This window comes from Streptomyces sp. NPDC001549 (assembly GCF_042894025.1).
GTDB classification, from domain to species: domain Bacteria; phylum Actinomycetota; class Actinomycetes; order Streptomycetales; family Streptomycetaceae; genus Streptomyces; species Streptomyces kutzneri.
In genome coordinates, this window is sequence record NZ_JBIAVJ010000002.1 from 266600 (window position 1) to 289737 (window position 23138).

The 23138-nt window shown below is 70.5% G+C and carries 22 protein-coding genes; 15 read left to right on the top strand and 7 right to left on the bottom strand.

Features of this window, described 5'->3' with window-relative positions; translation table 11 throughout:
* Window positions 1-15 precede the first annotated feature (15 nt).
* Window positions 16-627, bottom strand: coding sequence for a hypothetical protein (locus ACFY04_RS04045; RefSeq protein WP_389114091.1), 612 nt, complete (start codon window positions 625-627; stop codon window positions 16-18).
* 134 nt (window positions 628-761) lie between these two features.
* On the bottom strand, window positions 762-1037 hold the full coding sequence (locus ACFY04_RS04050) for a hypothetical protein (RefSeq protein WP_389114092.1): 276 nt from the start codon (window positions 1035-1037) through the stop codon (window positions 762-764).
* Window positions 1038-1319: 282 nt separating this feature from the next.
* Between ACFY04_RS04050 and ACFY04_RS04055 the strand changes: the two genes are divergently transcribed.
* Together ACFY04_RS04055 and tesB are read left to right on the top strand one after the other, a co-directional pair.
* Window positions 1320-2477: an acyl-CoA dehydrogenase family protein gene (locus ACFY04_RS04055; RefSeq protein ID WP_351158536.1), complete on the top strand. Its 1158-nt coding sequence runs from the start codon at window positions 1320-1322 to the stop codon at window positions 2475-2477.
* A 26-nt stretch (window positions 2478-2503) separates the two neighbouring features.
* A complete protein-coding gene (gene tesB, locus ACFY04_RS04060; RefSeq protein WP_189737169.1) occupies window positions 2504-3382 on the top strand; it encodes an acyl-CoA thioesterase II in 879 nt (292 codons plus the stop codon).
* A gap of 15 nt (window positions 3383-3397) precedes the next feature.
* Here tesB and ACFY04_RS04065 read toward each other — a convergent pair whose 3' ends face one another.
* Window positions 3398-4249, bottom strand: a complete 852-nt coding sequence (locus tag ACFY04_RS04065) for a DUF4253 domain-containing protein (protein ID WP_389114093.1) — start codon at window positions 4247-4249, stop codon at window positions 3398-3400.
* Between the two features lie 554 nt (window positions 4250-4803).
* Between ACFY04_RS04065 and ACFY04_RS04070 the strand changes: the two genes are divergently transcribed.
* Entirely contained in the window at window positions 4804-4953 is a 150-nt protein-coding gene (locus tag ACFY04_RS04070) for a hypothetical protein (RefSeq protein WP_389114094.1), read from the top strand.
* 53 nt (window positions 4954-5006) lie between these two features.
* Here the strand turns inward: ACFY04_RS04070 and ACFY04_RS04075 are convergent, their stop codons facing one another.
* Together ACFY04_RS04075 and ACFY04_RS04080 are read right to left on the bottom strand one after the other, a co-directional pair.
* Entirely contained in the window at window positions 5007-5819 is an 813-nt protein-coding gene (locus ACFY04_RS04075) for a phosphatase (protein ID WP_389114095.1), read from the bottom strand.
* A 56-nt stretch (window positions 5820-5875) separates the two neighbouring features.
* The gene (locus tag ACFY04_RS04080; RefSeq protein ID WP_389114096.1) at window positions 5876-6454 is read right to left on the bottom strand and encodes a TetR/AcrR family transcriptional regulator; all 579 of its coding nucleotides are present in this window, start codon (window positions 6452-6454) and stop codon (window positions 5876-5878) included.
* A 109-nt stretch (window positions 6455-6563) separates the two neighbouring features.
* Between ACFY04_RS04080 and ACFY04_RS04085 the strand changes: the two genes are divergently transcribed.
* From ACFY04_RS04085 to ACFY04_RS04100, 4 genes are read left to right on the top strand one after another with little or no spacing between them, the layout of a single operon-like run.
* Window positions 6564-8180 (top strand): carboxyl transferase domain-containing protein, encoded by a 1617-nt coding sequence (locus ACFY04_RS04085; protein ID WP_389114097.1) that lies wholly within the window; start codon window positions 6564-6566, stop codon window positions 8178-8180.
* 16 nt (window positions 8181-8196) lie between these two features.
* The gene (locus ACFY04_RS04090; RefSeq protein WP_389114098.1) at window positions 8197-10317 is read left to right on the top strand and encodes a biotin carboxylase N-terminal domain-containing protein; all 2121 of its coding nucleotides are present in this window, start codon (window positions 8197-8199) and stop codon (window positions 10315-10317) included.
* Window positions 10318-10328: 11 nt separating this feature from the next.
* A complete protein-coding gene (locus tag ACFY04_RS04095; protein ID WP_389114283.1) occupies window positions 10329-11246 on the top strand; it encodes a hydroxymethylglutaryl-CoA lyase in 918 nt (305 codons plus the stop codon).
* A gap of 7 nt (window positions 11247-11253) precedes the next feature.
* Entirely contained in the window at window positions 11254-12414 is a 1161-nt protein-coding gene (locus ACFY04_RS04100) for an acyl-CoA dehydrogenase family protein (RefSeq protein ID WP_389114099.1), read from the top strand.
* Between the two features lie 67 nt (window positions 12415-12481).
* On the opposite strand, the gene ACFY04_RS04105 is transcribed toward ACFY04_RS04100, so the two are convergent.
* A complete protein-coding gene (locus ACFY04_RS04105) occupies window positions 12482-12796 on the bottom strand; it encodes a hypothetical protein (protein WP_389114100.1) in 315 nt (104 codons plus the stop codon).
* A gap of 255 nt (window positions 12797-13051) precedes the next feature.
* On the opposite strand from ACFY04_RS04105, the gene ACFY04_RS04110 reads away from it, so the two are divergent.
* The 7 genes from ACFY04_RS04110 (at window position 13052) to ACFY04_RS04140 (ending at window position 21046) form a co-directional block, all read left to right on the top strand.
* Entirely contained in the window at window positions 13052-14089 is a 1038-nt protein-coding gene (locus ACFY04_RS04110; RefSeq protein ID WP_389114101.1) for an ABC transporter substrate-binding protein, read from the top strand.
* A 41-nt stretch (window positions 14090-14130) separates the two neighbouring features.
* A complete protein-coding gene (locus ACFY04_RS04115; RefSeq protein ID WP_389114102.1) occupies window positions 14131-15030 on the top strand; it encodes a siderophore-interacting protein in 900 nt (299 codons plus the stop codon).
* Between the two features lie 150 nt (window positions 15031-15180).
* Window positions 15181-16674 carry a pyridoxal phosphate-dependent decarboxylase family protein gene (locus tag ACFY04_RS04120; RefSeq protein WP_389114103.1) on the top strand — a complete coding sequence of 498 codons (1494 nt, stop codon included), beginning with the start codon at window positions 15181-15183 and terminating at the stop codon, window positions 16672-16674.
* Window positions 16658-17956, top strand: coding sequence for a lysine N(6)-hydroxylase/L-ornithine N(5)-oxygenase family protein (locus ACFY04_RS04125; protein WP_389114104.1), 1299 nt, complete (start codon window positions 16658-16660; stop codon window positions 17954-17956). Before ACFY04_RS04120 ends, ACFY04_RS04125 begins: the two co-directional genes overlap by 17 nt.
* Window positions 17956-18540: a GNAT family N-acetyltransferase gene (locus ACFY04_RS04130; RefSeq protein ID WP_389114105.1), complete on the top strand. Its 585-nt coding sequence runs from the start codon at window positions 17956-17958 to the stop codon at window positions 18538-18540. The genes ACFY04_RS04125 and ACFY04_RS04130 overlap by 1 nt, the downstream gene beginning before the upstream one ends.
* Complete coding sequence (locus tag ACFY04_RS04135) at window positions 18537-20318, top strand: IucA/IucC family protein (protein ID WP_389114106.1); 1782 nt, start codon at window positions 18537-18539, stop codon at window positions 20316-20318. The genes ACFY04_RS04130 and ACFY04_RS04135 overlap by 4 nt, the downstream gene beginning before the upstream one ends.
* A 167-nt stretch (window positions 20319-20485) precedes the next feature.
* Entirely contained in the window at window positions 20486-21046 is a 561-nt protein-coding gene (locus tag ACFY04_RS04140) for a hypothetical protein (protein ID WP_389114107.1), read from the top strand.
* A gap of 16 nt (window positions 21047-21062) precedes the next feature.
* Here the strand turns inward: ACFY04_RS04140 and ACFY04_RS04145 are convergent, their stop codons facing one another.
* Window positions 21063-22655, bottom strand: a complete 1593-nt coding sequence (locus ACFY04_RS04145; RefSeq protein WP_389114108.1) for a beta-N-acetylhexosaminidase — start codon at window positions 22653-22655, stop codon at window positions 21063-21065.
* A 172-nt stretch (window positions 22656-22827) separates the two neighbouring features.
* On the opposite strand from ACFY04_RS04145, the gene ACFY04_RS04150 reads away from it, so the two are divergent.
* Window positions 22828-23103, top strand: coding sequence for a hypothetical protein (locus ACFY04_RS04150; protein WP_030008735.1), 276 nt, complete (start codon window positions 22828-22830; stop codon window positions 23101-23103).
* Window positions 23104-23138: the final 35 nt, after the last annotated feature.

Genomic DNA, 23138 nt, shown 5'->3' on the forward strand with positions numbered 1-23138 from the left:
GGGCGAGGATCCCGCTCAGCCGCGGTGGCCGTCCGGCGGGCGGAAGGCGGAGAGCATCTCCACGAAGGCGGCGGAGCCGGTGATCACCCCGGGCTCCTTGCTGCCGGGCGGGGCGGGCTCGACCCCGACCGACTCGATCCCGTCCTCCCCGATCCACAGCAGGCGCGAGCTCAGCCGGTACCCCTCCGGTGCGTCCTCCCACATCTTCCGGACGAGCGGTCCGTAGGCGATCACGCAGGTGTGCAGCTCCGGCCCTTCGACGGCCCACAGCATCAGGTGGCCGTGGAAGGGGACCATCGCGAGGATGCCGTGGGGCGCCGGGCGGTCGACGAGGTCGGCGGCGCGCAGCAGGTGGGTCGAGGTGTAGCCGCCTTCGCCCTCGACGTTCACCAGCGGGTTCTCGTCCTCGTTGTACTGGAGGGAGACCGGCGCGGCGTCGAGGTTGGCCATGGCGGCGGCCCACACCTCGGACTCGTCCACCTGCCAGGAGCGGAACTGGTCGGGCGGTACGGGGGCGGAGAAGTCGCCGCCCACGTGGATCATCACGACGGCCGCGAGCTCCTCGGTGAGGGCCGTCGCCACCGCGTGCCCCTCGCCCACCGAGTCGACGGTGACCAGCCTCGGCATGAGCAGGTGGCGGACCTCGGCGAAGCCCGCCCGGTGCAGTTCGCGCCGCCGTTCGGCGAGCCGCTGCTTCTGGTTCAGGAAGGAGACGGTGGCCGACCGCCAGTTCGTGTGCGGCAGTGCCCGGACCAGTTCGGCTATCTCCGCGAGGTCCAGCGGTGCACCGGCTCGCCCTCGGCGGCGCGCGAGAGGTGACGGTGCTCACCGAAGCGCATGGGCGGCCCGCTCGCGTTCCCGTCCAGGAAGACATCGTTGAGGAGCGCCTCAAAGGCGTGCCAGTCGGCGGGGCTGAACCACGCGCACCAGGCCGGTACCGGGGACGGCTCCGACCCGCCGCGCCCCCCGCCCGGTCCGCCGCCCGACCCCCCGCCCACACCCGCGCCGGCCTTTTTCGCTCTCCGGAAAAGTGGCATGCCGGGCAGATTAGGGGAGGGCGAATCGGTACGTGAGACCACGAACAAGGCATTCTTGAGCGCATTCCGGCCACATTTCGGCCACCGCGGCGCGGACGAACCCCCTCCGCCGGGGTCACCGCCGGGGTCACCGCCGGGGGTCGCTTCCGGAGGGCCGGGGTGAGCCACCCCACCCTTTCTGCAGGGCCTCCGCTCTGGACAGCTAGTTTGACTGGCCGGTAACTTAGCCTGAGCAAGCGCTTAGGCATGGCGGCGGACCGCCGCAACCGAAGGGAGCCGGCTGTGCGCCGTACCGTTTTCAACGAGGACCACGAGGCATTCCGCGAGACCATCCGCGCCTTCATCGAGGCCGAGGTCGTCCCGGTCTACGACGAGTGGTTCGCAGCCGGTCAGGCGCCGCGCGACTTCTACTACAAGCTCGGCGAGCTGGGCGTCTTTGGCATCAACGTGCCCGAGGAGTTCGGCGGCGCGGGCCTGGACACCCACAAGTTCGAGGCCGTCCTCTACGAAGAGACCTCGCGCGCGGGCGTCAACTTCGGCGGCTCCGGCGTGCACGTGCTGCTCGCCCTCCCCTACATCAAGATGCTGGCCGACATCGAGCAGAAGAAGCGCTACCTGCCGAAGTTCGTCTCCGGCGAGGAGATGTGGGCCCTCGCGATGACCGAGCCGGGCACCGGCTCCGACGTCGCGGGCATGAAGACCACCGCCAAGCTCTCCGAGGACGGCACGCACTACGTCCTCAACGGCTCCAAGACCTTCATCACCGGTGGCGTCCACGCCGACCGCGTGATCGTCTGCGCCCGCACCTCCGCCCCCAGCGAGCAGGACCGCCGCTTCGGCATCTCCCTCTTCGCCGTGGACACCAAGTCCGAGGGCTACTCCATCGGCCGCAAGCTGGACAAGCTGGGCCTGCGCACCTCCGACACCGCCGAGCTGGCGTTCGTCGACGTGAAGGTCCCGGTCGAGGACCTGCTCGGCGAGGAGAACAAGGGCTTCTACTACCTCGGCGCCAACCTGCCCTCCGAGCGCTGGGGCATCGCCTTCGGCGCCTACGCGCAGGCCAAGGCCGCCATCCGGTTCGCCCAGCAGTACGTGACCGAGCGCACCGTCTTCGGCAAGCCGGTCGCCCACTTCCAGAACACCAAGTTCGAGCTGGCCTCCTGCCAGGCCGAGGTGGACGCCGCCGAGGCCGTCGCCGACCGCGCCCTGGAGGCCCTGGACGCCGGTGAGCTGACCGCCGCCGAGGCCGCCTCCGCCAAGCTGTTCTGCACCGAGGTCGCGCACCGCGTCATCGACAAGTGCCTCCAGCTGCACGGCGGTTACGGCTACATGAACGAGTACCCGATCGCCCGCCTGTACGCCGACAACCGCGTGAACCGCATCTACGGCGGCACCAGCGAGGTCATGAAGTCCATCATCGCCAAGTCCATGGGCCTGTAAGGAATCCGGGCACCTACCCTTCCCCCATGAACCAGGCACTGACGACGCTCCTCGATCTGCTCGACCTCGAGCAGATCGAGGAGAACATCTTCCGCGGTACCAGCCGTCCTTCGCTGGTACCGCGCGTCTTCGGCGGCCAGGTCGCGGCCCAGGCCCTGGTCGCGGCCGGCCGGACCGTCCCCGCGGACCGCATCGCGCACTCGCTGCACTCCTACTTCCTGCGCACCGGGGACACCTCCGCGCCCATCGTCTACTCGGTGGACCGGATCCGCGACGGGCGCTCCTTCACCACGCGCCGGGTCGTCGCCGTCCAGCACGGCCAGCCGATCTTCCACCTCTCCGCGTCGTTCCAGACGTACGAGGACGGCCTCGACCACCAGGTCGCCATGCCGTCCGCCCCGGACCCGGAGTCCCTGCCCACCGCGGCCGAGTCGCTGCCCGCGTACCGCGAGATCTTCCGCGACCCCGGCACGGTGGAGCGGCTGATCGAGACGCGGGAGGCGGTGGACCTGCGCTACGCGACGACCCCGCCCTGGGGCAGCATCGGCGAGCCGGTGGAGCCGCGCTCGCAGGTGTGGTTCCGTACGGCCGGCAAGCTGGACAGCGCCGATCCGCTGCTGCACACCTGCCTGGCCACCTACGTCTCCGACATGACCCTGCTGGACTCGGTGCTGCTCGCGCACGGGCGCGGCGGCTGGGCGGTGGGCGACGTGGTCGGCGCCTCGCTGGACCACGCGATGTGGTTCCACCGGCCGTTCCGCGCGGACGAGTGGCTGCTGTACGACCAGGAGTCGCCCTCGGCGGCCGCGGGCCGGGGCCTCGGCCAGGCCCGCATCTGGACGCAGGACGGCCGGCTGGCCGTGACGGTCATCCAGGAGGGTGTCGTACGCGTCCCGCGTGCGTGACGTCCGCCTGGCCGCTCAGTCCCACCAGAACCCCCAGTGGTTGCTGCCGGTGACCGCCTCGTCGGCGTAGGCGCGGATGCTCCCGGAGCCCTGCCAGATGTTGTCGGGCGAGAAGGCGAAGTGCTCCGCGGCGACGGGGAGCGCGCGGGCGAGCGTACGGGGCGGGGCCGCCACGGACACGTGGAGCTCGTCGAAACCGAGGGCGACGACGCGGGCGCCGAAGCGGTCCTCCCAGGAGCGCAGGACCGTGCTGATGAAGGCGGTGTCGTTCTCGTGGTTGGTCGGGCCGCACCAACCCACGGCGGTGGGTACGTCGGCCCCGCGGCCCGCGGGGACCAGCGCGAGCCGCGGGCTCGGCAGGAAGCCGCTCGCGATCAGCGCGTCCGCGAGCTCGCAGGCCAGGGCGTCCGGATCGTCCGAGCCGTCCGGCCCGTCCTCCGCGAGCCCGGGCCAGTCCCTGCCGAAGGGCGCGATGAGCTCCTCGCCCTCCTCCACCTCCTCCGGATCGGGAACCACTCTGCTCCAGAACTCGCGCAGCACCGGCTCGACGTGGTGGTCGTCGGGGTCGGACATCCGCTCCGGCATGAACTCCCGGTCCTGCCACCACCGTTCCAGCCCGCGCCGCCCCTGGAGCAGCACGGCCTGCAGCCCGGCGGCCGCGAGCGCGGGACTCCGGTACGCGGCGAGCGCCCCGACCCCCACGGCCTCGTCGGACACCCACAGCAATGGCTCGGGCTCCCTCCACCACCCCCGCCGGCCGGGCCGGTCGATCAGCGCACCGCGCGGCAACTCAAGCCCGAGGGCCCGCCTTTGGGGATCCTCGGCCAGGACGGACAGCGGGTTGCGCGCCTTCGGAGACTTCGGCATACGGCGACCGTAACCACGGCCACTGACAACCACCGCCACAAGCGGGACAGTACGGCCACTCGTGGGGGACGCAGTCGGTCTGCTTTCTTACTTGCTGGCGACGTGGCCATTGCGCAGAATATAACCGACAGGGTCGTGAGCGCTTGGGGGTACAGGGGATTTTGGCAACGATGAAGAGGTCGACAAGCAGTACACTGAAAGGCCTCCTCTATTCTGGAATATTCCTCGCCATTCCGGCGATCGTCTTGGTCGAGGCCATCAGCTCGACGCACGACTCTTACCGCCCACTGGCCGCGGCGTTGATGGCCTGCCCCGTCTTCGTGTGCATCGTATGGCGATTCCATTTCGCCCCTGGTTTGCGCACGGAGAAGGAGTATCTCGTTGTCCGCGAACCCTATCGCACGGTATGGGTTCCGTGGTCGGAGATTTCCGAAATGACATGGCAGCGAACTCCCCTTGGGCATCACCTTTGTCTGGCGAATAGATCAGCCGGCGGGGACGGGGAATTTCACCCTCGGGCCTTTCAAAGGGTCCTGGGCGGAAAAAATGCGAGAATGCAGCTCTTGGCCGACATGGAAGCCATGCGACATGCCGCGTCCGGGGCGCCGGGAGGGCCGATGCGCCAGCAGCGGTCCAGCCTCGCACCGGAATTCGCCTCTGTCATCTTTTTCGTCGTCTGCCTGATCGTGACACTGGCCGCATGAGGAAGCCCCGGCCGGATGCTCCCGGCCGGGGCTTTTCCCTGTGCTCCTCCGCGCTACTCCCCCAACAGGCCCGCCGCGTCCAGGAAGTACGCCACCATCGGGTCGTAGTAGCGCGGGTCGCGGACGTGGTCGTCCAGGGGGATCGTCACCTGGAGGGTGCCCTCCGCCTCGCCGATGAACAGGGCCGGGTCGTTGCAGTCCGCGTAGCCCACCGCGTCCAGGCCGCGCTGCGCCGCGCAGCCCGCCCAGCCGTGGTCGGCCACGACCAGGTCCGGCAGCGGGCGGTTCTGGGCCGTCAGGCCGTCCAGGATCGCGGCCATCGGCTCCGGCGAGTGGGTGTGCCACAGCGTCGCGCCCCGCTCCAGGACCGCGACGTCCGCGAACTGCCACACCGAACCCTCGTCCGCCACCAGCCCCTGCGGGATGACGACGATCTCGCAGCCCGCCGCCCGCAGGGCCGCCGCCGTGGCGCGGTGGACGTCCAGGAGGCCGCCCGGGTGACCGGTGGCGAAGAGCACGCTCTGCCGGTCCAGCGCCGCCTTGCGCACCCGCGCCGCCAGCCGGTCCAGGCCGGCCACCGTCAGTTCGGGGTCGATGGTGTCCTGGCCGAACCGGACCTCGGGGTCGTCCACGACGCCGCACCGCTCCGCCATCACCGCGAGCACGTCCTGCTCGTCCGTCCAGCGGTCGCCCAGTTCCAGGCCGAGCCAGTAGTGCCGGTCGCCGTTGGCGAGCTTGCGGTAGTGACTGAGGTTGTTGTCGCGCGGCGTGGCGACCTGCCCCGCGATCCGCGTGCGGACCAGGTGGTCGATGAGTTCGGCGCGGGTGGGTACGGGCGTCTCTATCGGCTTCGGCATACGGGCCATTCTGCCGCCGCCGGGGCGGAGGCGGCGCGTCCATTCCGGTCGGCGGACGCCGCGGGTCATGCCGACAGCGCCCCGAACGCCCCGTGCGCGAGGCGCCGCAGCAGCGATTCCACCGCCTCGCGCCCCAAGGCCGCCAGGTGCGGGGTGGAGTTGAGCAGGCCGAAGACCGCGTGCACGGAGACCCGTACCTCCGCCTCGGCGACCTCCGGGTGCAGTTCCCGTACGACCTCCACCCACAGCTCCACGTACTGGCGCTGCAGCTGCCGTACGAGCTTGCGGTCGGCGTCCCGGAGCCGGTCGAGCTCGCGGTCGTGGAGGGTGATCAGGGCCCGGTCGTCGAGCGCGAAGTCGATGTGGCCGTCGATGAGGGAGGACAGCACCCGGGCCGGGTCGCCCGCCGCCTCCGCCACGCGGTGCCGGCCTCCGGTCAGCAGCCGCTCGCTGATGCCGACGAGCAGTTCGGCGAGCATGGCGTCCTTGCCCGCGAAGTGCCGGTACAGGCCGGGGCCGCTGATGCCCACCGCGGCCCCTATCTCGTCGACGCCCACGCCGTGGAATCCACGCGCGGCGAAGAGACGAGCGGCCTCACTGAGGATCTGCTCGCGACGGGTGGGGGCGGCCGCTCTGGTGCTCATGGGAAACCATTCTAGACAGGGCCGTTAGCGGTCGTTAACCTGTCCATACACGTTAACGCTCACTAACAGCGTGCACCGAGCAAGTGGAACGAGCAAGGGAGCTCGACCGATGCAGCAGGCACCAGTGCTGACGAGCGCCGCGGACCCGGCGTCCGAGGCCTGGCGGACCAACGAGGCCGCCCACCGCGAGCTGACCGAGGGGCTGCGCGCCCGGCTCGACGCGGCCCGGCTCGGCGGCGGCGAGAAGGCCCGCGCCCGCCACACCGCCCGCGGGAAGCTCCTCCCGCGCGACCGCGTGGACACCCTCCTCGACCCGGGGTCACCCTTCCTGGAGCTGGCCCCGCTGGCCGCCGAGGGCATGTACGGGGGCGCGGCCCCCGCCGCCGGGGTCATCGCGGGCATCGGCCGGGTCAGCGGCCGCGAGTGCGTGATCGTGGCGAACGACGCCACCGTCAAGGGCGGCACGTACTACCCGATGACGGTCAAGAAGCACCTGCGCGCCCAGGAGGTGGCCCTGGAGAACCGTCTCCCCTGCCTCTACCTGGTCGACTCCGGCGGCGCCTTCCTCCCCATGCAGGACGAGGTCTTCCCCGACCGGGAGCACTTCGGCCGCATCTTCTACAACCAGGCCCGCATGTCCGGGGCCGGCATCCCGCAGATCGCCGCCGTCCTCGGCTCCTGCACGGCGGGCGGGGCGTACGTACCGGCCATGAGCGACGAGGCCGTCATCGTCCGCAACCAGGGCACGATCTTCCTCGGCGGCCCGCCGCTGGTGAAGGCCGCCACCGGTGAGGTGGTCACGGCCGAGGAGCTCGGCGGCGGCGAGGTCCACTCCCGGATCTCCGGCGTGACCGACCACCTCGCGGAGGACGACGCGCACGCGCTGCGGATCGTACGGAACATCGTGGCGACCCTGCCCGAGCGCGGGGCCCTGCCCTGGTCGGTCGAGGCGCCGGAAGAGCCCAAGGTGGATCCGGACGGGCTGTACGGCGCGGTCCCCGTCGACTCGCGCACCCCGTACGACGCCCGCGAGATCATCGCCCGGATCGTGGACGGCTCCCGCTTCCAGGAGTTCAAGTCCGAGTTCGGCCAGACGCTGGTCACCGGCTTCGCCCGGATCCACGGACACCCGGTCGGGATCATCGCCAACAACGGCATCCTGTTCGCCGAGTCCGCGCAGAAGGGCGCGCACTTCATCGAGCTGTGCGACCAGCGCGGCATCCCGCTCCTCTTCCTCCAGAACATCTCCGGCTTCATGGTCGGCAAGGACTACGAGGCCGGCGGCATCGCCAAGCACGGCGCCAAGATGGTGACGGCGGTGGCCTGCACCCGGGTGCCGAAGCTGACGGTGGTGGTCGGCGGCTCGTACGGCGCCGGCAACTACTCGATGTGCGGCCGGGCGTACTCGCCCCGCTTCCTGTGGATGTGGCCCAACGCCAAGATCTCCGTGATGGGCGGGGAGCAGGCTGCCTCGGTGCTCGCCACGGTCAAGCGCGACCAGATCGAGGGCGCGGGCCAGGAATGGCCCGCCGAGGACGAGGAGGCCTTCAAGGCCCCGGTCCGCGCGCAGTACGAGGAGCAGGGCAACGCCTACTACGCCACCGCGCGGCTGTGGGACGACGGGGTCATCGACCCGATGGAAACCCGGCAGGTGCTGGGACTGGCCCTGACCGCGTGCGCGAACGCCCCGCTGGGCGACTCGGGCTTCGGCATCTTCCGTATGTGACGTGAGGACCTCACTGATGTTCAGCACTGTTCTGGTGGCGAACCGGGGCGAGATCGCGGTCCGGGTCATCCGCACCCTGCGGCAGCTCGGCATCCGCTCCGTGGCCGTCTTCAGCGACGCCGACGCGGACGCCCGCCATGTCCGGGAGGCCGACACGGCCGTCCGGATCGGCCCGGCCGCGGCCGCCGAGAGCTATCTGTCGGTGGAGCGGCTGCTGGATGCCGCGAAGCGGACGGGCGCCGAGGCCGTCCACCCCGGCTACGGCTTCCTCGCCGAGAACGCGGCCTTCGCGCAGGCCTGCGCCGACGCCGGCCTCGCCTTCATCGGGCCGCCGGCGAGCGCCATCAACCTGATGGGCGACAAGATCCGCGCCAAGGAGACCGTGAAGGCGGCGGGCGTGCCCGTCGTACCGGGCTCCTCGGGCAGCGGCCTGACCGACGCCGAACTGGTCTCCGCCTCGATGGAGATCGGTATGCCGGTGCTGCTCAAGCCCTCGGCGGGCGGCGGCGGCAAGGGCATGCGGCTGGTACGCGACGAGGCGGTGCTGGCCGAGGAGATCGCGGCGGCCCGCCGCGAGGCGCGGTCCTCCTTCGGCGACGACACCCTGCTGGTCGAGCGGTGGGTGGACCGGCCGCGGCACATCGAGATCCAGGTGCTGGCGGACGCCCACGGGAACGTGGTGCACCTGGGCGAGCGCGAGTGCTCGCTGCAGCGCCGACACCAGAAGGTCATCGAGGAGGCCCCGTCGGTCCTGCTCGACGAGAAGACCCGGGCGGCGATGGGCGCGGCAGCGGTCGACGCGGCCCGCTCCTGCGGGTACGTCGGCGCGGGCACGGTGGAGTTCATCGTCCCGGGCGGCGACCCCTCCTCCTACTACTTCATGGAGATGAACACCCGCCTCCAGGTCGAGCACCCGGTGACGGAGCTGATCACCGGGCTGGACCTGGTGGAGCAGCAGCTGCGCGTCGCGGCGGGCGCGCCTCTCGGCTTCGACCAGTCCGAGGTGACGCTGACCGGGCACGCCATCGAGGCCCGCGTCTGCGCGGAGGACCCGGCGCGCGGGTTCCTGCCGTCCGGCGGCACGGTGCTGGCCCTGTCCGAGCCCTCGGGCGGTGCGGTACGCACGGACTCCGGCCTGACGGCGGGCGTCCCGGTGGGCTCCACCTACGACCCGATGCTGTCGAAGGTCATCGTCCACGGCCCGGACCGCCCGACGGCCCTGCGCATGCTGCGGGCGGCGCTGGCCGACACCGTGATCCTGGGTGTCCAGACGAACGCCGGCTTCCTGCGCAGGCTGCTGGCCCACCCGGACGTCGTTTCCGGCGACCTGGACACCGGCCTGGTCGAGCGGGACCTTTCCGGGCTCCTCCCGGAGGGGGTACCGGCCGAGGTGTACGCGGCCGCTGCGCTGCTGGACATCCCCCACCCCGCCCCTTCCCGAAACCGGGGCTCCGCCCCGGCCCCCGGTCCTCGAACGCCGGACGGGCTGAATCAGTGGGTCGACCCGTTCGACGCCGCCAGCGGCTGGCGCCTGGGCGGCACGCCCGCATGGACGGTCCACCACTTCCGCCTTCCCGGCCAAGACCCGGTGACGGTCCGATCCCGCGCCCAGGGCACCGGCCACGAGCTGCTGATCGATGAGGCCGGGGCCGATCCAGCCTCGCCGGCGATTGAGGCGCGGGGTCTGGGGCAGAGCCCCGGCACACCGGCGCGAGCCCGGATCATCAGCCGCACCCCCGATGCCGTCACCGTCGAACTCGACGGCGTCACCCACCGCTTCAGCCACGCCACCTCCCCGGAGGGGACCTGGCTCGGCCGCGACGCCGACTCCTGGCACGTGCAGCACCACGACCCGGTGTCCGCCCACGGCGCGGCGAGCGCGGGCGCCGACACCCTCGCCGCCCCGATGCCCGGCACCGTCACCGTGGTCAAGGTGGCCGTCGGTGACAAGGTCGCGGCCGGGCAGAGCCTCCTCGTCGTCGAGGCGATGAAGATGGAGCACGTCATCTCCGCCCCGCACGCCGGCACCGTCACCGAGCTGGACGTGACCCCCGGCAGCACGGTCGCCATGGACCAGATCCTGGCCGTCGTCACCCCGGACGAGGACGCGAACGAGGGCAAGGAGGACGCCGCGTGAACAGGCTGCCCATGAACGTCCCGGCCGCCGGCCTCCCGGCCCGGGTCCGTATCCACGAGGTCGGCGCCCGCGACGGGCTGCAGAACGAGAAGGGCGCCGTCCCCACGGCCGTCAAGGCGGAGTTCATCCACCGCCTCGCCGCCGCCGGGCTGACGACCATCGAGGCCACCAGCTTCGTGCACCCCAAGTGGGTGCCCCAACTGGCGGACGCGGAGGAGCTGTTCCCGCAGCTCGCCGACGTCGCCGCGGACCTGCCCGTCCTCGTCCCGAACGAGCGCGGCCTCGACCGTGCGCTCGCCCTCGGGGCCACCCGTATCGCGGTGTTCGGCTCGGCGACCGAGACCTTCGCGTCCCGCAACCTCAACCGCACCGTCGCCGAGTCCCTCGCCATGTTCGAGCCCGTCGTGGCCCGGGCCAAGGAGGGCGACGCGCACGTCCGCGGCTACCTCTCGATGTGCTTCGGCGACCCCTGGGAGGGCCCGGTCCCGGTCCATCAGGTCGTCTCCGTCGCCAAGGCCCTGCTGGACCTCGGCTGTGACGAGCTGAGCCTCGGCGACACGATCGGTGTGGCCACCCCGGGCCATGTCCAGGCCCTGCTCGCCGCACTGAACGAGGCCGGGGTCACGACCGACCGGATCGGCGTGCACTTCCACGACACCTACGGCCAGGCCCTGTCCAACACCCTCGCCGCGCTCCAGCACGGCGTGACCACCGTCGACGCCTCCGCGGGCGGCCTCGGCGGATGCCCGTACGCGAAGAGCGCCACCGGCAACCTCGCGACCGAGGACCTGGTGTGGATGCTCGACGGCCTCGGCATCGCGACCGGGGTCGATCTGGCCGCCCTCACCGCCACGAGCGTGTGGATGGCCGAACAGCTGGGACGCCCCAGCCCCTCCCGTACCGTCCGCGCCCTCTCCCACAAGGAGTAGTCACACCATGTCCCTCGACCACCGGCTCACCCCTGAGCACGAGGAACTCCGCCGCACCGTCGAGGCGTTCGCGCACGACGTCGTCGCCCCGAAGATCGGCGACCTGTACGAGCGGCACGAGTTCCCGTACGAGATCGTCGCCGAGATGGGCCGCATGGGCCTGTTCGGCCTGCCCTTCCCGGAGGAGTACGGCGGCATGGGCGGGGACTACCTCGCCCTCGGCATCGCCCTGGAGGAGCTGGCCCGCGTCGACTCCTCGGTCGCCATCACCCTGGAGGCCGGGGTCTCCCTCGGCGCCATGCCGATCTACCTCTTCGGCTCGGAGGAGCAGAAGAGCGAGTGGCTGCCGAAGATGTGCTCCGGCGAGATCCTCGGCGCCTTCGGCCTGACGGAGCCCGGCGCCGGCTCCGACGCGGGCGGCACCCGCACCACCGCCGTCAAGGACGGCGACGAGTGGGTCATCAACGGCTCGAAGTGCTTCATCACCAACTCCGGTACGGACATCACCGGTCTGGTCACCGTCACCGCGGTGACGGGCCGCAAGGCGGACGGCCGCCCGGAGATCTCCTCGATCATCGTCCCGTCCGGCACCCCGGGCTTCACGGTGGCCGCGCCGTACTCCAAGGTGGGCTGGAACTCCTCGGACACCCGTGAGCTGTCCTTCGACGGCGTACGGGTCCCCCTGGCCAACCTGGTGGGCCAGGAGGGCCGCGGCTACGCGCAGTTCCTGCGGATCCTCGACGAGGGCCGGATCGCCATCTCCGCGCTCGCGACCGGTCTCGCGCAGGGCTGTGTGGACGAGTCGGTGAAGTACGCCAAGGAGCGGCACGCCTTCGGCAAGGCGATCGGCGACAACCAGGCGATCCAGTTCAAGCTCGCCGACATGGAGATGCGCGCCCACATGGCCCGCATCGGCTGGCGCGACGCGGCGTCGCGGCTGGTGTCCGGGGAGCCGTTCAAGAAGGAGGCGGCGATCGCGAAGCTGTACTCCTCGACGGTCGCCGTCGACAACGCGCGCGAGGCGACCCAGATCCACGGCGGCTACGGCTTCATGAACGAGTACCCGGTGGCCCGCATGTGGCGGGACTCCAAGATCCTGGAGATCGGCGAGGGCACGAGCGAGGTGCAGCGCATGCTGATCGCGCGCGAGCTGGGCTTCGCCGGCTGAGGCACCCGATGACGACGTCCGGCGTGGGCCCCGTGCCCGCGCCGGACTTCGGCATGTCGGCGGGCGGTCACAGAAGGGCCATGAGCGCGAACGTGGGAACCAGGGTCACCAGGGCGCACACGGGCCAGTAGACCCGGGCCGCCGCCGTGTTCCATCGCCGTACGAAGTGGTTGGCGAGCCACCACAGCAGCACGGACGCGGTCACGATCGGGACCAGGATCACCAGCATCATGCCGTCGTTCTCCGTGGGTTCCCGGACGGTCCAGCCGAGGTCGGCGAGCGGCCCGTTGACGGCGATGTACCAAAGGAGCCAGACCGGCACGACGGCCGGCACTCCCATCAGCAGGTTCACTCCTGCGGTTATCCACCATTGCCTTCGCATGCGCCCAGTATTCATGCTCATGATCGGCGTCACCTGAGCGGCGTCCCTCGGTGCGGGACGGCCGGCGCGATCCGGGCGAACGCCCGGTTCACCGGCGGGTGATGGGGATTGCGGCCGGTCGGCCCGGACTTCGATGAGGGTGATCCACCTCACGATCGGATCTTGGACCACCGCTGGACAATGTCTTAGGTTAGGCTAACCTTCTCACCGAACGGCCCAGTGGTCGCCCCGGCACGCACGAAAGCGGACATCGACATGCCCAAGTCCCGAACCTCTTCCTTCACTCGTCGCGGTTTCATCGCGGCGGGCGGCGCCCTCGGCCTCGTGGCTGCGCTCGCCGCGTGCGGTGGCACCGACTCGGCGAAGGGTGACGGCGGCAAGGACAACGGCGCCGCGACCTCCGGCTCCTGGACCTTCAAGGACGACCTCGGCAAGGACGTCACCACCAAGGCCAAGCCGAAGAACATCGTCGGCTTCACCGGCACCGCCGCCGCGCTCCACGACTACGGCGTCCCGGTCAAGGGCGTGTTCGGCCCGACCACGACCGCCGACGGCAAGCCCGACGTCCAGGCCGGTTCGCTCGACGTCACCAAGGTCGAGATCCTCGGCAACGTCTTCGACCAGTTCAACGTCGAGAAGTACGCCTCGCTCCAGCCCGACCTCCTCGTCACCAACACCTGGGACGGCACCTACTGGTACGTCCCGGAGGCCTCCAAGGACAAGATCCTGCAGCTGGCCCCGGCCGCCGCCGTCTCCGTGGGCGGCGACACCTCGATGCCCAAGGCCCTGGAGCGCACGGCCGACCTGGCCAAGTCCCTGGGCGCCGACCTGGGCGCCAAGAACGTCGTCGACTCCAAGGCGCGCTTCGAGGCCGCCACCGCCAAGGTCCGCGAGGCCACCAAGGCGAACCCCGGCGTCAAGGTGCTGGCCGGCTCCGGGGCCGACGCCCTGTTCTACGCGTCCACCCCGGACACCGCGGCCGACCTGAAGTACTTCAAGGAGCTCGGCGTCGAGTTCGTCACCCCCGAGAAGCTGGACGAGAGCGGCTTCTTCGAGGCCCTCAGCTGGGAGAACGCCGGCAAGTACAAGGCCGACGTCATCCTGCTCGACAACCGCACCGGCACCCTGCAGCCCGAGCAGCTGAAGGCCAAGCCGACCTGGAACGAGCTGCCCGCCGTCAAGGCCGGTCAGGTCGTCTCGCGCGTGACCGAGCCGATCTACTCGTACGACAAGTGCGCGCAGATCCTGGAAGACCTCGCGAAGTCCATCCAGAACGCCAAGAAGCTCGGCTGACCGCCTTTCACTCCGGCTGATTCCCAGGGGGACCTCTCCGCATGACCGCCACCGCATCCGACGCCCCGGCCGTCGCACACTTCCGGTTCTTCGAGCTCGAAGTGCTCCGCACGCGCCGTCTGGGCCACTCGTTCCTGCGGGTCACGTTCGGCGGGGAGTCCCTCGCGGGCTTCCGTTCGGGCGGCTTCGACCAGAGCCTGTCGCTCTTCCTGCCCGCGTCCGGCCAGGAGCACACGGTGCTCCCGTCCACGGACGAGGACACCTGGTTCACCGCCTGGCGCGCAATGCCGGACGAGGAGCGGCCGGTGATGCGCTCCTACACGGTGCGCGAGCAGCGCCGTACGCCCGAGGGGGCGGACGAGGTCGACATCGACTTCGTCCTCCACGGGGACACGAGCCCCGCGTCCCGCTGGGCGGGGCGGGCGGTGGCCGGCCGCCGGATCATGGCGATCGGACCGGCCGTCGCGGAGAACAAGTCCGTACGCTTCCAGCCGCCGGCCGACACCGACGAGATCTGGATGTACGCGGACGAGACCGCCCTGCCGGCCGCGGCCGCGATCCTGGACCGGCTGCCCGCCGGGACCCGGGTCAGGGCCTGGTTCGAGGTCCCGCACGAGGACGACCGGCTCGACCTCAGGGCGCCCGCCGACGCCGACATCACCTGGATCGTGCGCGAGAGCGACGGCCGGGAGCGGACGGAGCAGGTGCTGAGCGCGCTGCGCGCGGCCGGACCCGACGCGGCCGTTGCCCCGTACGTCTGGCTGGCGGGCGAGGCGGGCACGATTCGCGCGGTCCGCCGGCACTTCGTGCAGGAACGATCCGTCGACCGCCGCGCTGTGCGTTTCACCGGCTACTGGCGGCTCGGCGCGAGCGAGGAACAGCTCCTCGCCGAGGCGTACGCGGGCAAGGCTCCCAGCGAGGACCCGACGTCCGAGCTGTAGTCAGTTCCCTTACCCCATAGAGCAGTTGCCGCAGGCCCTGGCTTTTCAGCCAGGGCCTGTCTGCATTTGGCGAAATACTAAGGTTAGGCTAACCTAATCCACGCACGCCACACCCCACCCCTTCTCCACCCCCTGCCCGGAGGAAAGTTGATGCGCTCGCATCTGCTGAACGAGACGACCGCGGACCTCTACCGGCGCTCCGTCACCGAGGGCGTCGACCGCGTCGCCGCCAAACTCGCGACGACGCAGCGGCCCCACACCGGTATATCCGTCGACGAACTCGCCCCGGTCATCAACGGGATCGACCTGGACAAGCCGCTCGCCGACGCGGCCGCCGTCCTGGACGAGCTGGAGGACGTCTACCTGCGCGACGCGGTGTACTTCCACCACCCGCGCTACCTGGGCCACCTCAACTGCCCGGTCGTCATCCCCGCCGTGCTCGGCGAGGCGATCCTCTCGGCCGTCAACTCCTCGCTCGACACCTGGGACCAGTCCATCGGCGGCACGCTCATCGAGCGCCGCCTCATCGACTGGACCACCGAGCGCATCGGCCTCGGCCCCGCCGCGGACGGCATCTTCACCTCCGGCGGCAGCCAGTCCAACTTCCACGCACTGCTCCTCGCCCGTGACGAGGCCTGCCGCCTGGTCATGAAGAAGGCCCTCGACGAGGGACGCGAGCTCACCAAGGCCGAACTCCTGCCGAAGCTGCGCATCTTCACCTCCGAGGCCAGCCACTTCAGCGTCCAGAAGTCGGCCGCCATGCTCGGACTCGGCTACGAGGCCGTCATCTCCGTCCCGGTCGACCGCAACCGCCGGATGGACACCGCGGTGCTCGCCCTGGAACTGGAGGAGTGCGCCTCCGAGGGCCTCTTCCCGATGGCCGTCGTCGCCACCGCCGGCACCACCGACTTCGGGTCCATCGACCCGCTCCCCGAGATCGCCCGCCTGGCCGACGAGCACTCCGCGTGGATGCACGTGGACGCCGCCTACGGCTGCGGACTGCTGGCGTCCCCGACCCGCCGCCACCTCCTCGACGGCATCGAGCGCGCCGACTCGGTCACGGTCGACTACCACAAGTCGTTCTTCCAGCCGGTCAGCTCCAGCGCCATCCTGGTGCGCGACCGCGACACCCTCAAGCACGCCACGTACCACGCGGACTACCTCAACCCGCGCCGCATGGCCGAGGAGCGCATCCCCAACCAGGTCGACAAGTCCATCCAGACCACGCGCCGGTTCGACGCGCTCAAGCTCTGGGTGACCCTGCGCGTCATGGGCGCCGACGGTGTCGGCTCGCTCTTCGACGAGGTCATCGACCTGGCCGCGGCCGGCTGGGACATCATCGACGCCGACCCGCGCTTCGAGGTCGTCGTCAAGCCGCAGATCTCCACCCTCGTCTTCCGCTACGTCCCGCAGGGCGAGGACGTCCGCGGCGACCTGGTCGACGAGGCCAACCTGCACGCCCGCAAGGCCCTGTTCGCCTCCGGTGAGGCCGTCGTCGCCGGCACCAAGGTGGACGGGAAGCAGTACCTGAAGTTCACCCTCCTCAACCCGCAGACCACGACGGCCGACATCGCTGCCGTCCTCGACCTTCTCGCCGCACATGCCGAGCAGTTCCTGGGAGAATCCCTTGCCCTCCACCGCTAAGACCCACGACTTCATCGGCATCGGCGTCGGTCCGTTCAATCTGGGACTCGCCTGCCTGACCGCCCCGCTCGACGAGATCGACGGTCTCTTCATCGAGTCGAAGCCGCACTTCGAGTGGCACGCCGGAATGTTCCTGGACGGCGCCCACCTGCAGACGCCCTTCATGTCGGACCTGGTCACGCTCGCCGACCCGACCTCGCCCTTCTCCTTCCTGAACTACCTGAAGGACAAGGACCGGCTGTACTCCTTCTACATCCGGGAGAACTTCTACCCGCTGCGGGCCGAGTACAACGACTACTGCCGCTGGGCCGCCGACCGCCTCGACAACGTCCGGTGGTCCACCTCGGTCACCGAGGTCACCTACGACGAGCAGGCCGGCCTGTACGAGGTCCACACGGACAAGGGCGAGACCCACCGGGCCCCCCGCCTGGTCCTGGGCACCGGCACCCCGCCGCACGTCCCGCAGTCCTGCGAGGGCCTGGGCGGCGACTTCCTGCACAACTCCGCCTACATGCAGAACAAGGCGGAGCTGCAGAAGAAGAAGTCGATCACCCTCATCGGCTCCGGCCAGAGCGCGGCCGAGATCTACTACGACCTCCTCGCCGAGATCGACGTCCACGGCTACCAGCTCAACTGGGTCACCCGCTCACCGCGGTTCTTCCCGCTGGAGTACACGAAGCTGACCCTGGAGATGACCTCCCCCGAGTACGTGGACTACTTCCACGCGCTCCCCGAGGACACCCGGTACCGGCTGGAGACCCAGCAGAAGAACCTCTTCAAGGGCATCGACGGCGACCTGATCAACGCCATCTTCGACCTGCTCTACCAGAAGAAGATCAGCATGCCGGGCCAGGTCCCGACCACCCTGCTGACCAACACCTCCCTGAACAGCACCGCGTACGACACCACCACGGGCACGTACACGCTGGGGCTGCGCCAGGAGGAGCAGGAGCGGGACTTCTCCCTCGCCTCCGAGGGCCTGGTGCTGGCCACCGGCTACAAGTACACGTTCCCGGAGTTCCTGAACCCGGTGCGCGACCGGCTGAACTTCGACGGGCACGGCCGTCTCGACGCCGCCCGCAACTACAGCATCGACACCACGGGCCGCGGGGTCTACCTGCAGAACGGCACCACCCACAACCACTCCCTCACCTCGCCCGACCTGGGCATGGCGGCGTACCGGAACGCGTACATCGTCGGTGAGCTCCTCGGCCGCGAGCACTACAAGGTCGAGAAGTCCATCGCGTTCCAGCAGTTCGCCGCCCCGGAAGGCACCCTCTGATGAGCACCACCGAACTCCTCTTCTCCCGCACCGACACGGAACTCGGCTCCTTCGCCGTGCGCCCCCTGGACCCCTTCGCCGACGCGGAGCTGCTCCACGGCTGGGTCACCCACCCGAAGGCCTCGTTCTGGATGATGCAGGACGCGTCCCTGCCGGACGTCGAGCGCGAGTACATGCGGATCGCCGCCCACGAGCACCACCAGGCCTTCATCGGCCTGCACGAGGGCCGTCCCGCCTTCCTCATGGAGACCTACGACCCGTCCGAGCTGGAGCTGGTCGGCCTCTACGACGCCCAGCCCGGCGATGTCGGCATGCACTTCCTCGTCGCCCCGAGCGACACCCCGCTGCACGGCTTCACCCGCGCCGTCATCACCACGGTGATGGCCGCGATCTTCACCGACCCCGCCACCGAGCGCGTCGTCGTCGAGCCGGACGTCGCCAACACCGCCGTGCACGCCCTGAACGAGGCCGTCGGCTTCGTACCGGAGCGCCAGGTCACCAAGCCGGAGAAGGAAGCCCTGCTGAGCTTCTGCACCCGCGCCCGGTTCGAGGCCGCCACGGCCGCCCAGGGGGTCTCCATATGAGCCTCGCCGACGCCGTCGCCCACCTCTCCCCCGAGCTGTGGGCCCGCGCCAACCGCGCCCTGGTCCGCAAGGGCCTCGCGGAGTTCTCCCACGAGCGCCTGCTGACCCCGAAGCCGCTGGGCGAGGGCTTCTACTCGGTCCTCAGCGACGACTCCACCGTGGAGTACCGCTTCAAGGCCGTCCTGCACGCCCTCGACCACTGGTCGGTCGACGAGGCCTCCATCACCCGCCACCGGGACGGCGCCGAGCTGGAGCTGGACGCCCTCGACTTCCACATCGAGCTGCGCGAGGCCCTGGGCCTGAGCCCCGAGGTACTGCCCGTCTACCTGGAGGAGATCTCCTCCACCCTGGCCGGCACCGGCTACAAGTACACGAAGCCGCAGGTCTCCTCCGACGTCCTCGCGAAGTCCTCCTTCCAGGACATCGAGACGGGCATGACCGAGGGCCACCCCTGCTTCGTCGCGAACAACGGCCGGCTCGGCTTCGGCGTGCACGAGTACCTCTCGTACGCCCCGGAGACCGCCAGCCCCGTCCACCTCGTGTGGGTCGCCGCCCGCAAGGACGTCTCCACCTTCACGGCGGGCGCCGGCCTGGACCACGACTCCTTCATGCGCGAGGAGCTCGGCGACGAGACCATCGGCGTCTTCGCCGAGCGGATGACCGCGCTGGGCCTGGACCTGGCCGACTTCCACCTCTTCCCCGTGCACCCGTGGCAGTGGTGGAACAAGACCACGGTCACCTTCGCGGCCGAGATCGCCAATCGCCGCCTGGTGCTGCTGGGCGAGGGCCCGGACGCGTACCTCGCGCAGCAGTCGATCCGCACGTTCTTCAACCGGAGCGCGCCGCACAAGCACTACGTCAAGACCGCCATCTCGGTCCTGAACATGGGCTTCATGCGAGGCCTGTCGGCCGCGTACATGGAGGCCACCCCGGCCATCAACGACTGGCTGCACCAGCTGATCGAGGGCGACGAGGTCCTCAAGTCGGTGGACTTCTCGATCATCCGCGAGCGCGCGGCGATCGGCTACCACCACCGCCAGTACGAGCGCGCCACCGACCGGTACTCCCCGTACCGCAAGATGCTGGCCGCGCTGTGGCGCGAGTCCCCGGTGAACTCGATCCAGGGCGACGAGCGCCTCGCCACGATGGCCTCGCTCCTGCACGTGGACGCCGAGGGCAAGTCCTTCGTCGGCGCGCTGATCGCGGAATCGGGTCTGACCCCGGCCGAGTGGCTGCGCCACTACCTGCGTGCCTACCTGGTGCCGCTGCTGCACTGCTTCTACCAGTACGACCTCGCGTACATGCCGCACGGCGAGAACACCATCCTCGTCATCGAGGGCGGCCTGGTGAAGCGGGCGATCTTCAAGGACATCGCCGAGGAGATCGTCATCATGGACGCGGACGCGGTGCTGCCGCCCGCGGTCGAGCGGGTCCGGGCGGACATCCCCGAGGACATGAAGCTCCTGTCGATCTTCACCGATGTCTTCGACTGCTTCTTCCGCTTCCTCGGCGCGATCCTGGCGGACGAGGGCATCTGCGACGAGGACACCTTCTGGCAGGCGGTCGCGGACTGCGGCCACGCATACCAGGAGTCGATGCCGCAGCTCGCGGAGCGCTTCGAGCGGTACGACCTGTTCGCGCAGGAGTTCCAGCTGTCCTGCCTGAACCGCCTCCAGCTGCGCAACAACAAGCAGATGGTCGACCTCGCCGACCCGGCGGCGGCCCTCCAGCTGATCGGCAACCTCAAGAACCCCGTCGCGGCCTTCGCCCGGCGGTGACACACGGGGCGGGGGAGGCATCGATACGGTCCCTCGATGCCTCCCCCGCCCCACCCCGAAATCCCGACGGCGTGACTGCGAAGCAACAATTGGCCCTCTTCGCGGTCACGCCTTCGTGTGTCCGCCCCCGTGGCCGGAGCACGCGGCCCGAACGTCTGGGAGCCCGTATGCCGTTCCGGATCCGCCCCGGCCGTACGGCCGCCGTGCTCCTGTCGGCCGCGCTCGTCGCCGGGGGGCTGTCCGGCTGTTCCTTCCTGTCGCCGTTCACCACCTGCGAAGGGACGGAGGCGCGGATGAAGGAGCTGGAGTCGCTGCCCCTGCTCGCCTCGCCGCCGCCCGGCGCGAGTGCCCCCCGCAGCTTCGACGGGGTCCACTCCGAGTGCGCGGACGACAGCGGCGACGCCTGGCTGTCCGCCGGGCGCATCTACACGTACCCCGGCACCCGCCAAGAGGTCCTCGACCACTACCGCAAGGCTGCCGAGGCCGACGGCTGGCGGTTCGAGCCCGAACCGGTGGCGGGTTACGAGTTGATGGGATCGTGCTTCACCAAGGGCGAGGACGGACAGGCGAAGCAGCTCACCCTCGAATTCGTCAGCGCACGAGAATTCACGGAGCTCTACGGGCGCGACCTCGGCCTGGAATTCGCCACCGGTGCCGGTTTCGACATAGAGGCCGGTTCGGCGGCCGACGGGGCCGGCGGGGCCGCCACCAGCTGCTCGGGTCCCTGACCCCGTCCCCCACCGGTCACTGCCAGGGGACGTCCGGCGCCCGGAAGAAGCCGATGCCCTGCGCGTCCAGCCGGGGCGCCTGCGCGGCCAGGCGGCGGCTGTAGGAGGTCCAGTCGAGCGCGGCCGCCGGCGACCAGCCCAGTTCGGCCAGGCCCAGCACCCGCGGGAAGGCCATCAGCTCCCAGTCGCCGCGCGTCGCGACGGTCTCCGTCCACAGCGGGGCCTCCACGCCCAGCACCGCCGACTCGGGGACCCCGGCCAGGTACGCCCCCGGGTCCCAGGAGTAGGCGCGCTGCACCGGGACGTACCCCGCCCAGGCCAGGCCCGGCTTCGTCGCCGGGTCGTACTTCATGTCCAGATACAGCCGGTCCGCCGGCGACAGGATCAGCGGGTGCCCCGCCTTCGCCGCCGCCGCCACGGCCGCCTTGTCCGCGGCCGCGGTCCTGTCGTGGCCCCAGTACTGGAGCACCGCGCCCCGGGCCGGGCGGGCCGCCGCCAGCTGGTGCCAGGCCACCACCGTCTTGCCGTACCGCCCCACCACCGTCTGCGCCCGGTCCATGAAGGCCGCGTAGTCCGCCGCCGGCGTCGCGTTCGCCTCGTCTCCGCCGATGTGCAGGTAGCGGCCCGGGGTCAGCTCCGCCAGCTCGCCGAGGACCTCGTCGATGAACTCGTACGTCCGCTCCTTGGCCACGCACAGTGAGCTGAAGCCCACCTTGACGCCGGTGTACCGCTCCGGGGCCTTCCCGTCGCAGTTCAGCTCGGCGTAGGAGGCGAGCACCGCGTTCACGTGCCCCGGCATGTCGATCTCGGGGACCACGTCCACGTACCGCTGCCCCGCGTACGCCACCAGCTCCCGGTACTCGTCCTTCGTCCAGTGGCCGCCGGGCCCGCCACCGACCTCGCTGCCGCCCCCGTACTCCGCCAGCCGCGGCCAGGAGTCGATCGCGAGACGCCACCCCTGGTCGTCGGTCAGGTGCAGGTGCAGGGTGTTGACCTTGTACTGGGCGAGCTGGTCCACGTACCTCTTCACCTGGTCCACCGAGAAGTGGTGGCGCGCGATGTCGACCATGGCCCCCCGGTACGCGAAGCGCGGCCGGTCGGTGACCGTCCCGCCCGGCACCGTGCCCGGACCCACCACCGGCAGCAGCTGGAGCAGCGTCTGCCCCGCGTGGAAGAGCCCGGCCGGCGTCCGCGCGGTGAGGGTGACCCCGGTCGGGCCGGACTCCAGCCGGTACCCCTCGTCGCCCACCCCCTGCGCCCCCTGGTCGATCCTGAGCCGGATCCCGTCCCCCTGAGCCCCGTCGACCACCGGCAGGGGCAGCCCGCTCGGGCCGCGCAGCTGCTCGGCGAGGAGCTCGCCCACCCGGCGGACCTCCTCGTCCGGGCCCCGGCCGGTACGGATGACCGTGCCCGCGCCGAAGGAGTACCCGGGGCCTTCGGCGCGCGCGGAGACGGGCGCGGGCAGCAGCCGTTCGAAGGGGGCGAGGGCCACCGGCGGGTCGTCCCCGGGTCTGGCGTCGTCACCGTGGGCGGAGGTGCAGGCCGTGACCAGGGCCGGGGCCGCGGCGAAGGCGAGGAGGGCGCCGAGCGTGCGTCGCAGGACTCTCATGCGCACAGGTATAGGCCAAGCGGGCCGTCCCGTCCGGTGAGTGAATCCAGGACGGGCGGAAATCATCCGAAGGAGGGCACACCGAACGTCTCGCTGGTCCAGACCAGAGGGATCCTGCCCGAAATCGGGCAGGATCTTTGCGTTCATCGCTGTTAGCCGCCAATATCTACGAGTGCTCGATCGCCGCCCGTCGCATGACGACCTCGTCGACCACCTGGTGCGCAGCACCGCGCTGCAGCGCGGTGAGGCAGCCCGGGTGGTACTGGACGTGCTCGCCTACTTCGACGAGACGACCGAGGAATTCGTCCGCCGCCGCCACCGGGAACTGCAGTCCGGCGGAGCGGTGAACGCGGAGATCTTCGAGCGGATCGCGGCCGAGCTGCCGCACCGCGCCGTGGCGCCGCCGGAGCTCTCGCTCCGGCAGTTGCGCCGCATCGTCTACGGCTGAGCCGGCGGCCGCCGCACGCGGCCCCGGACGAGTAC

Bases quoted from the DNA above. Each gene is read 5' to 3' on its own strand.
- ACFY04_RS04090 (WP_389114098.1), top strand. From the start codon at position 8,197: ATGTTCAGCACTGTTCTGGTGGCGAACCGGGGCGAGATCGCGGTCCGG.
- ACFY04_RS04070 (WP_389114094.1), top strand. From the start codon at position 4,804: ATGCAGCTCTTGGCCGACATGGAAGCCATGCGACATGCCGCGTCCGGG.
- ACFY04_RS04080 (WP_389114096.1), bottom strand. From the start codon at position 6,454: ATGAGCACCAGAGCGGCCGCCCCCACCCGTCGCGAGCAGATCCTCAGT.
- ACFY04_RS04050 (WP_389114092.1), bottom strand. From the start codon at position 1,037: ATGCCACTTTTCCGGAGAGCGAAAAAGGCCGGCGCGGGTGTGGGCGGG.
- ACFY04_RS04075 (WP_389114095.1), bottom strand. From the start codon at position 5,819: ATGGCCCGTATGCCGAAGCCGATAGAGACGCCCGTACCCACCCGCGCC.
- ACFY04_RS04065 (WP_389114093.1), bottom strand. From the start codon at position 4,249: ATGCCGAAGTCTCCGAAGGCGCGCAACCCGCTGTCCGTCCTGGCCGAG.
- tesB (WP_189737169.1), top strand. From the start codon at position 2,504: ATGAACCAGGCACTGACGACGCTCCTCGATCTGCTCGACCTCGAGCAG.
- ACFY04_RS04045 (WP_389114091.1), bottom strand. From the start codon at position 627: ATGCCGAGGCTGGTCACCGTCGACTCGGTGGGCGAGGGGCACGCGGTG.
- ACFY04_RS04115 (WP_389114102.1), top strand. From the start codon at position 14,131: ATGACCGCCACCGCATCCGACGCCCCGGCCGTCGCACACTTCCGGTTC.
- ACFY04_RS04145 (WP_389114108.1), bottom strand. From the start codon at position 22,655: ATGAGAGTCCTGCGACGCACGCTCGGCGCCCTCCTCGCCTTCGCCGCG.
- ACFY04_RS04095 (WP_389114283.1), top strand. From the start codon at position 10,329: ATGAACGTCCCGGCCGCCGGCCTCCCGGCCCGGGTCCGTATCCACGAG.
- ACFY04_RS04085 (WP_389114097.1), top strand. From the start codon at position 6,564: ATGCAGCAGGCACCAGTGCTGACGAGCGCCGCGGACCCGGCGTCCGAG.
- ACFY04_RS04120 (WP_389114103.1), top strand. From the start codon at position 15,181: ATGCGCTCGCATCTGCTGAACGAGACGACCGCGGACCTCTACCGGCGC.
- ACFY04_RS04140 (WP_389114107.1), top strand. From the start codon at position 20,486: ATGCCGTTCCGGATCCGCCCCGGCCGTACGGCCGCCGTGCTCCTGTCG.
- ACFY04_RS04135 (WP_389114106.1), top strand. From the start codon at position 18,537: ATGAGCCTCGCCGACGCCGTCGCCCACCTCTCCCCCGAGCTGTGGGCC.
- ACFY04_RS04110 (WP_389114101.1), top strand. From the start codon at position 13,052: ATGCCCAAGTCCCGAACCTCTTCCTTCACTCGTCGCGGTTTCATCGCG.
- ACFY04_RS04105 (WP_389114100.1), bottom strand. From the start codon at position 12,796: ATGCGAAGGCAATGGTGGATAACCGCAGGAGTGAACCTGCTGATGGGA.
- ACFY04_RS04100 (WP_389114099.1), top strand. From the start codon at position 11,254: ATGTCCCTCGACCACCGGCTCACCCCTGAGCACGAGGAACTCCGCCGC.
- ACFY04_RS04130 (WP_389114105.1), top strand. From the start codon at position 17,956: ATGAGCACCACCGAACTCCTCTTCTCCCGCACCGACACGGAACTCGGC.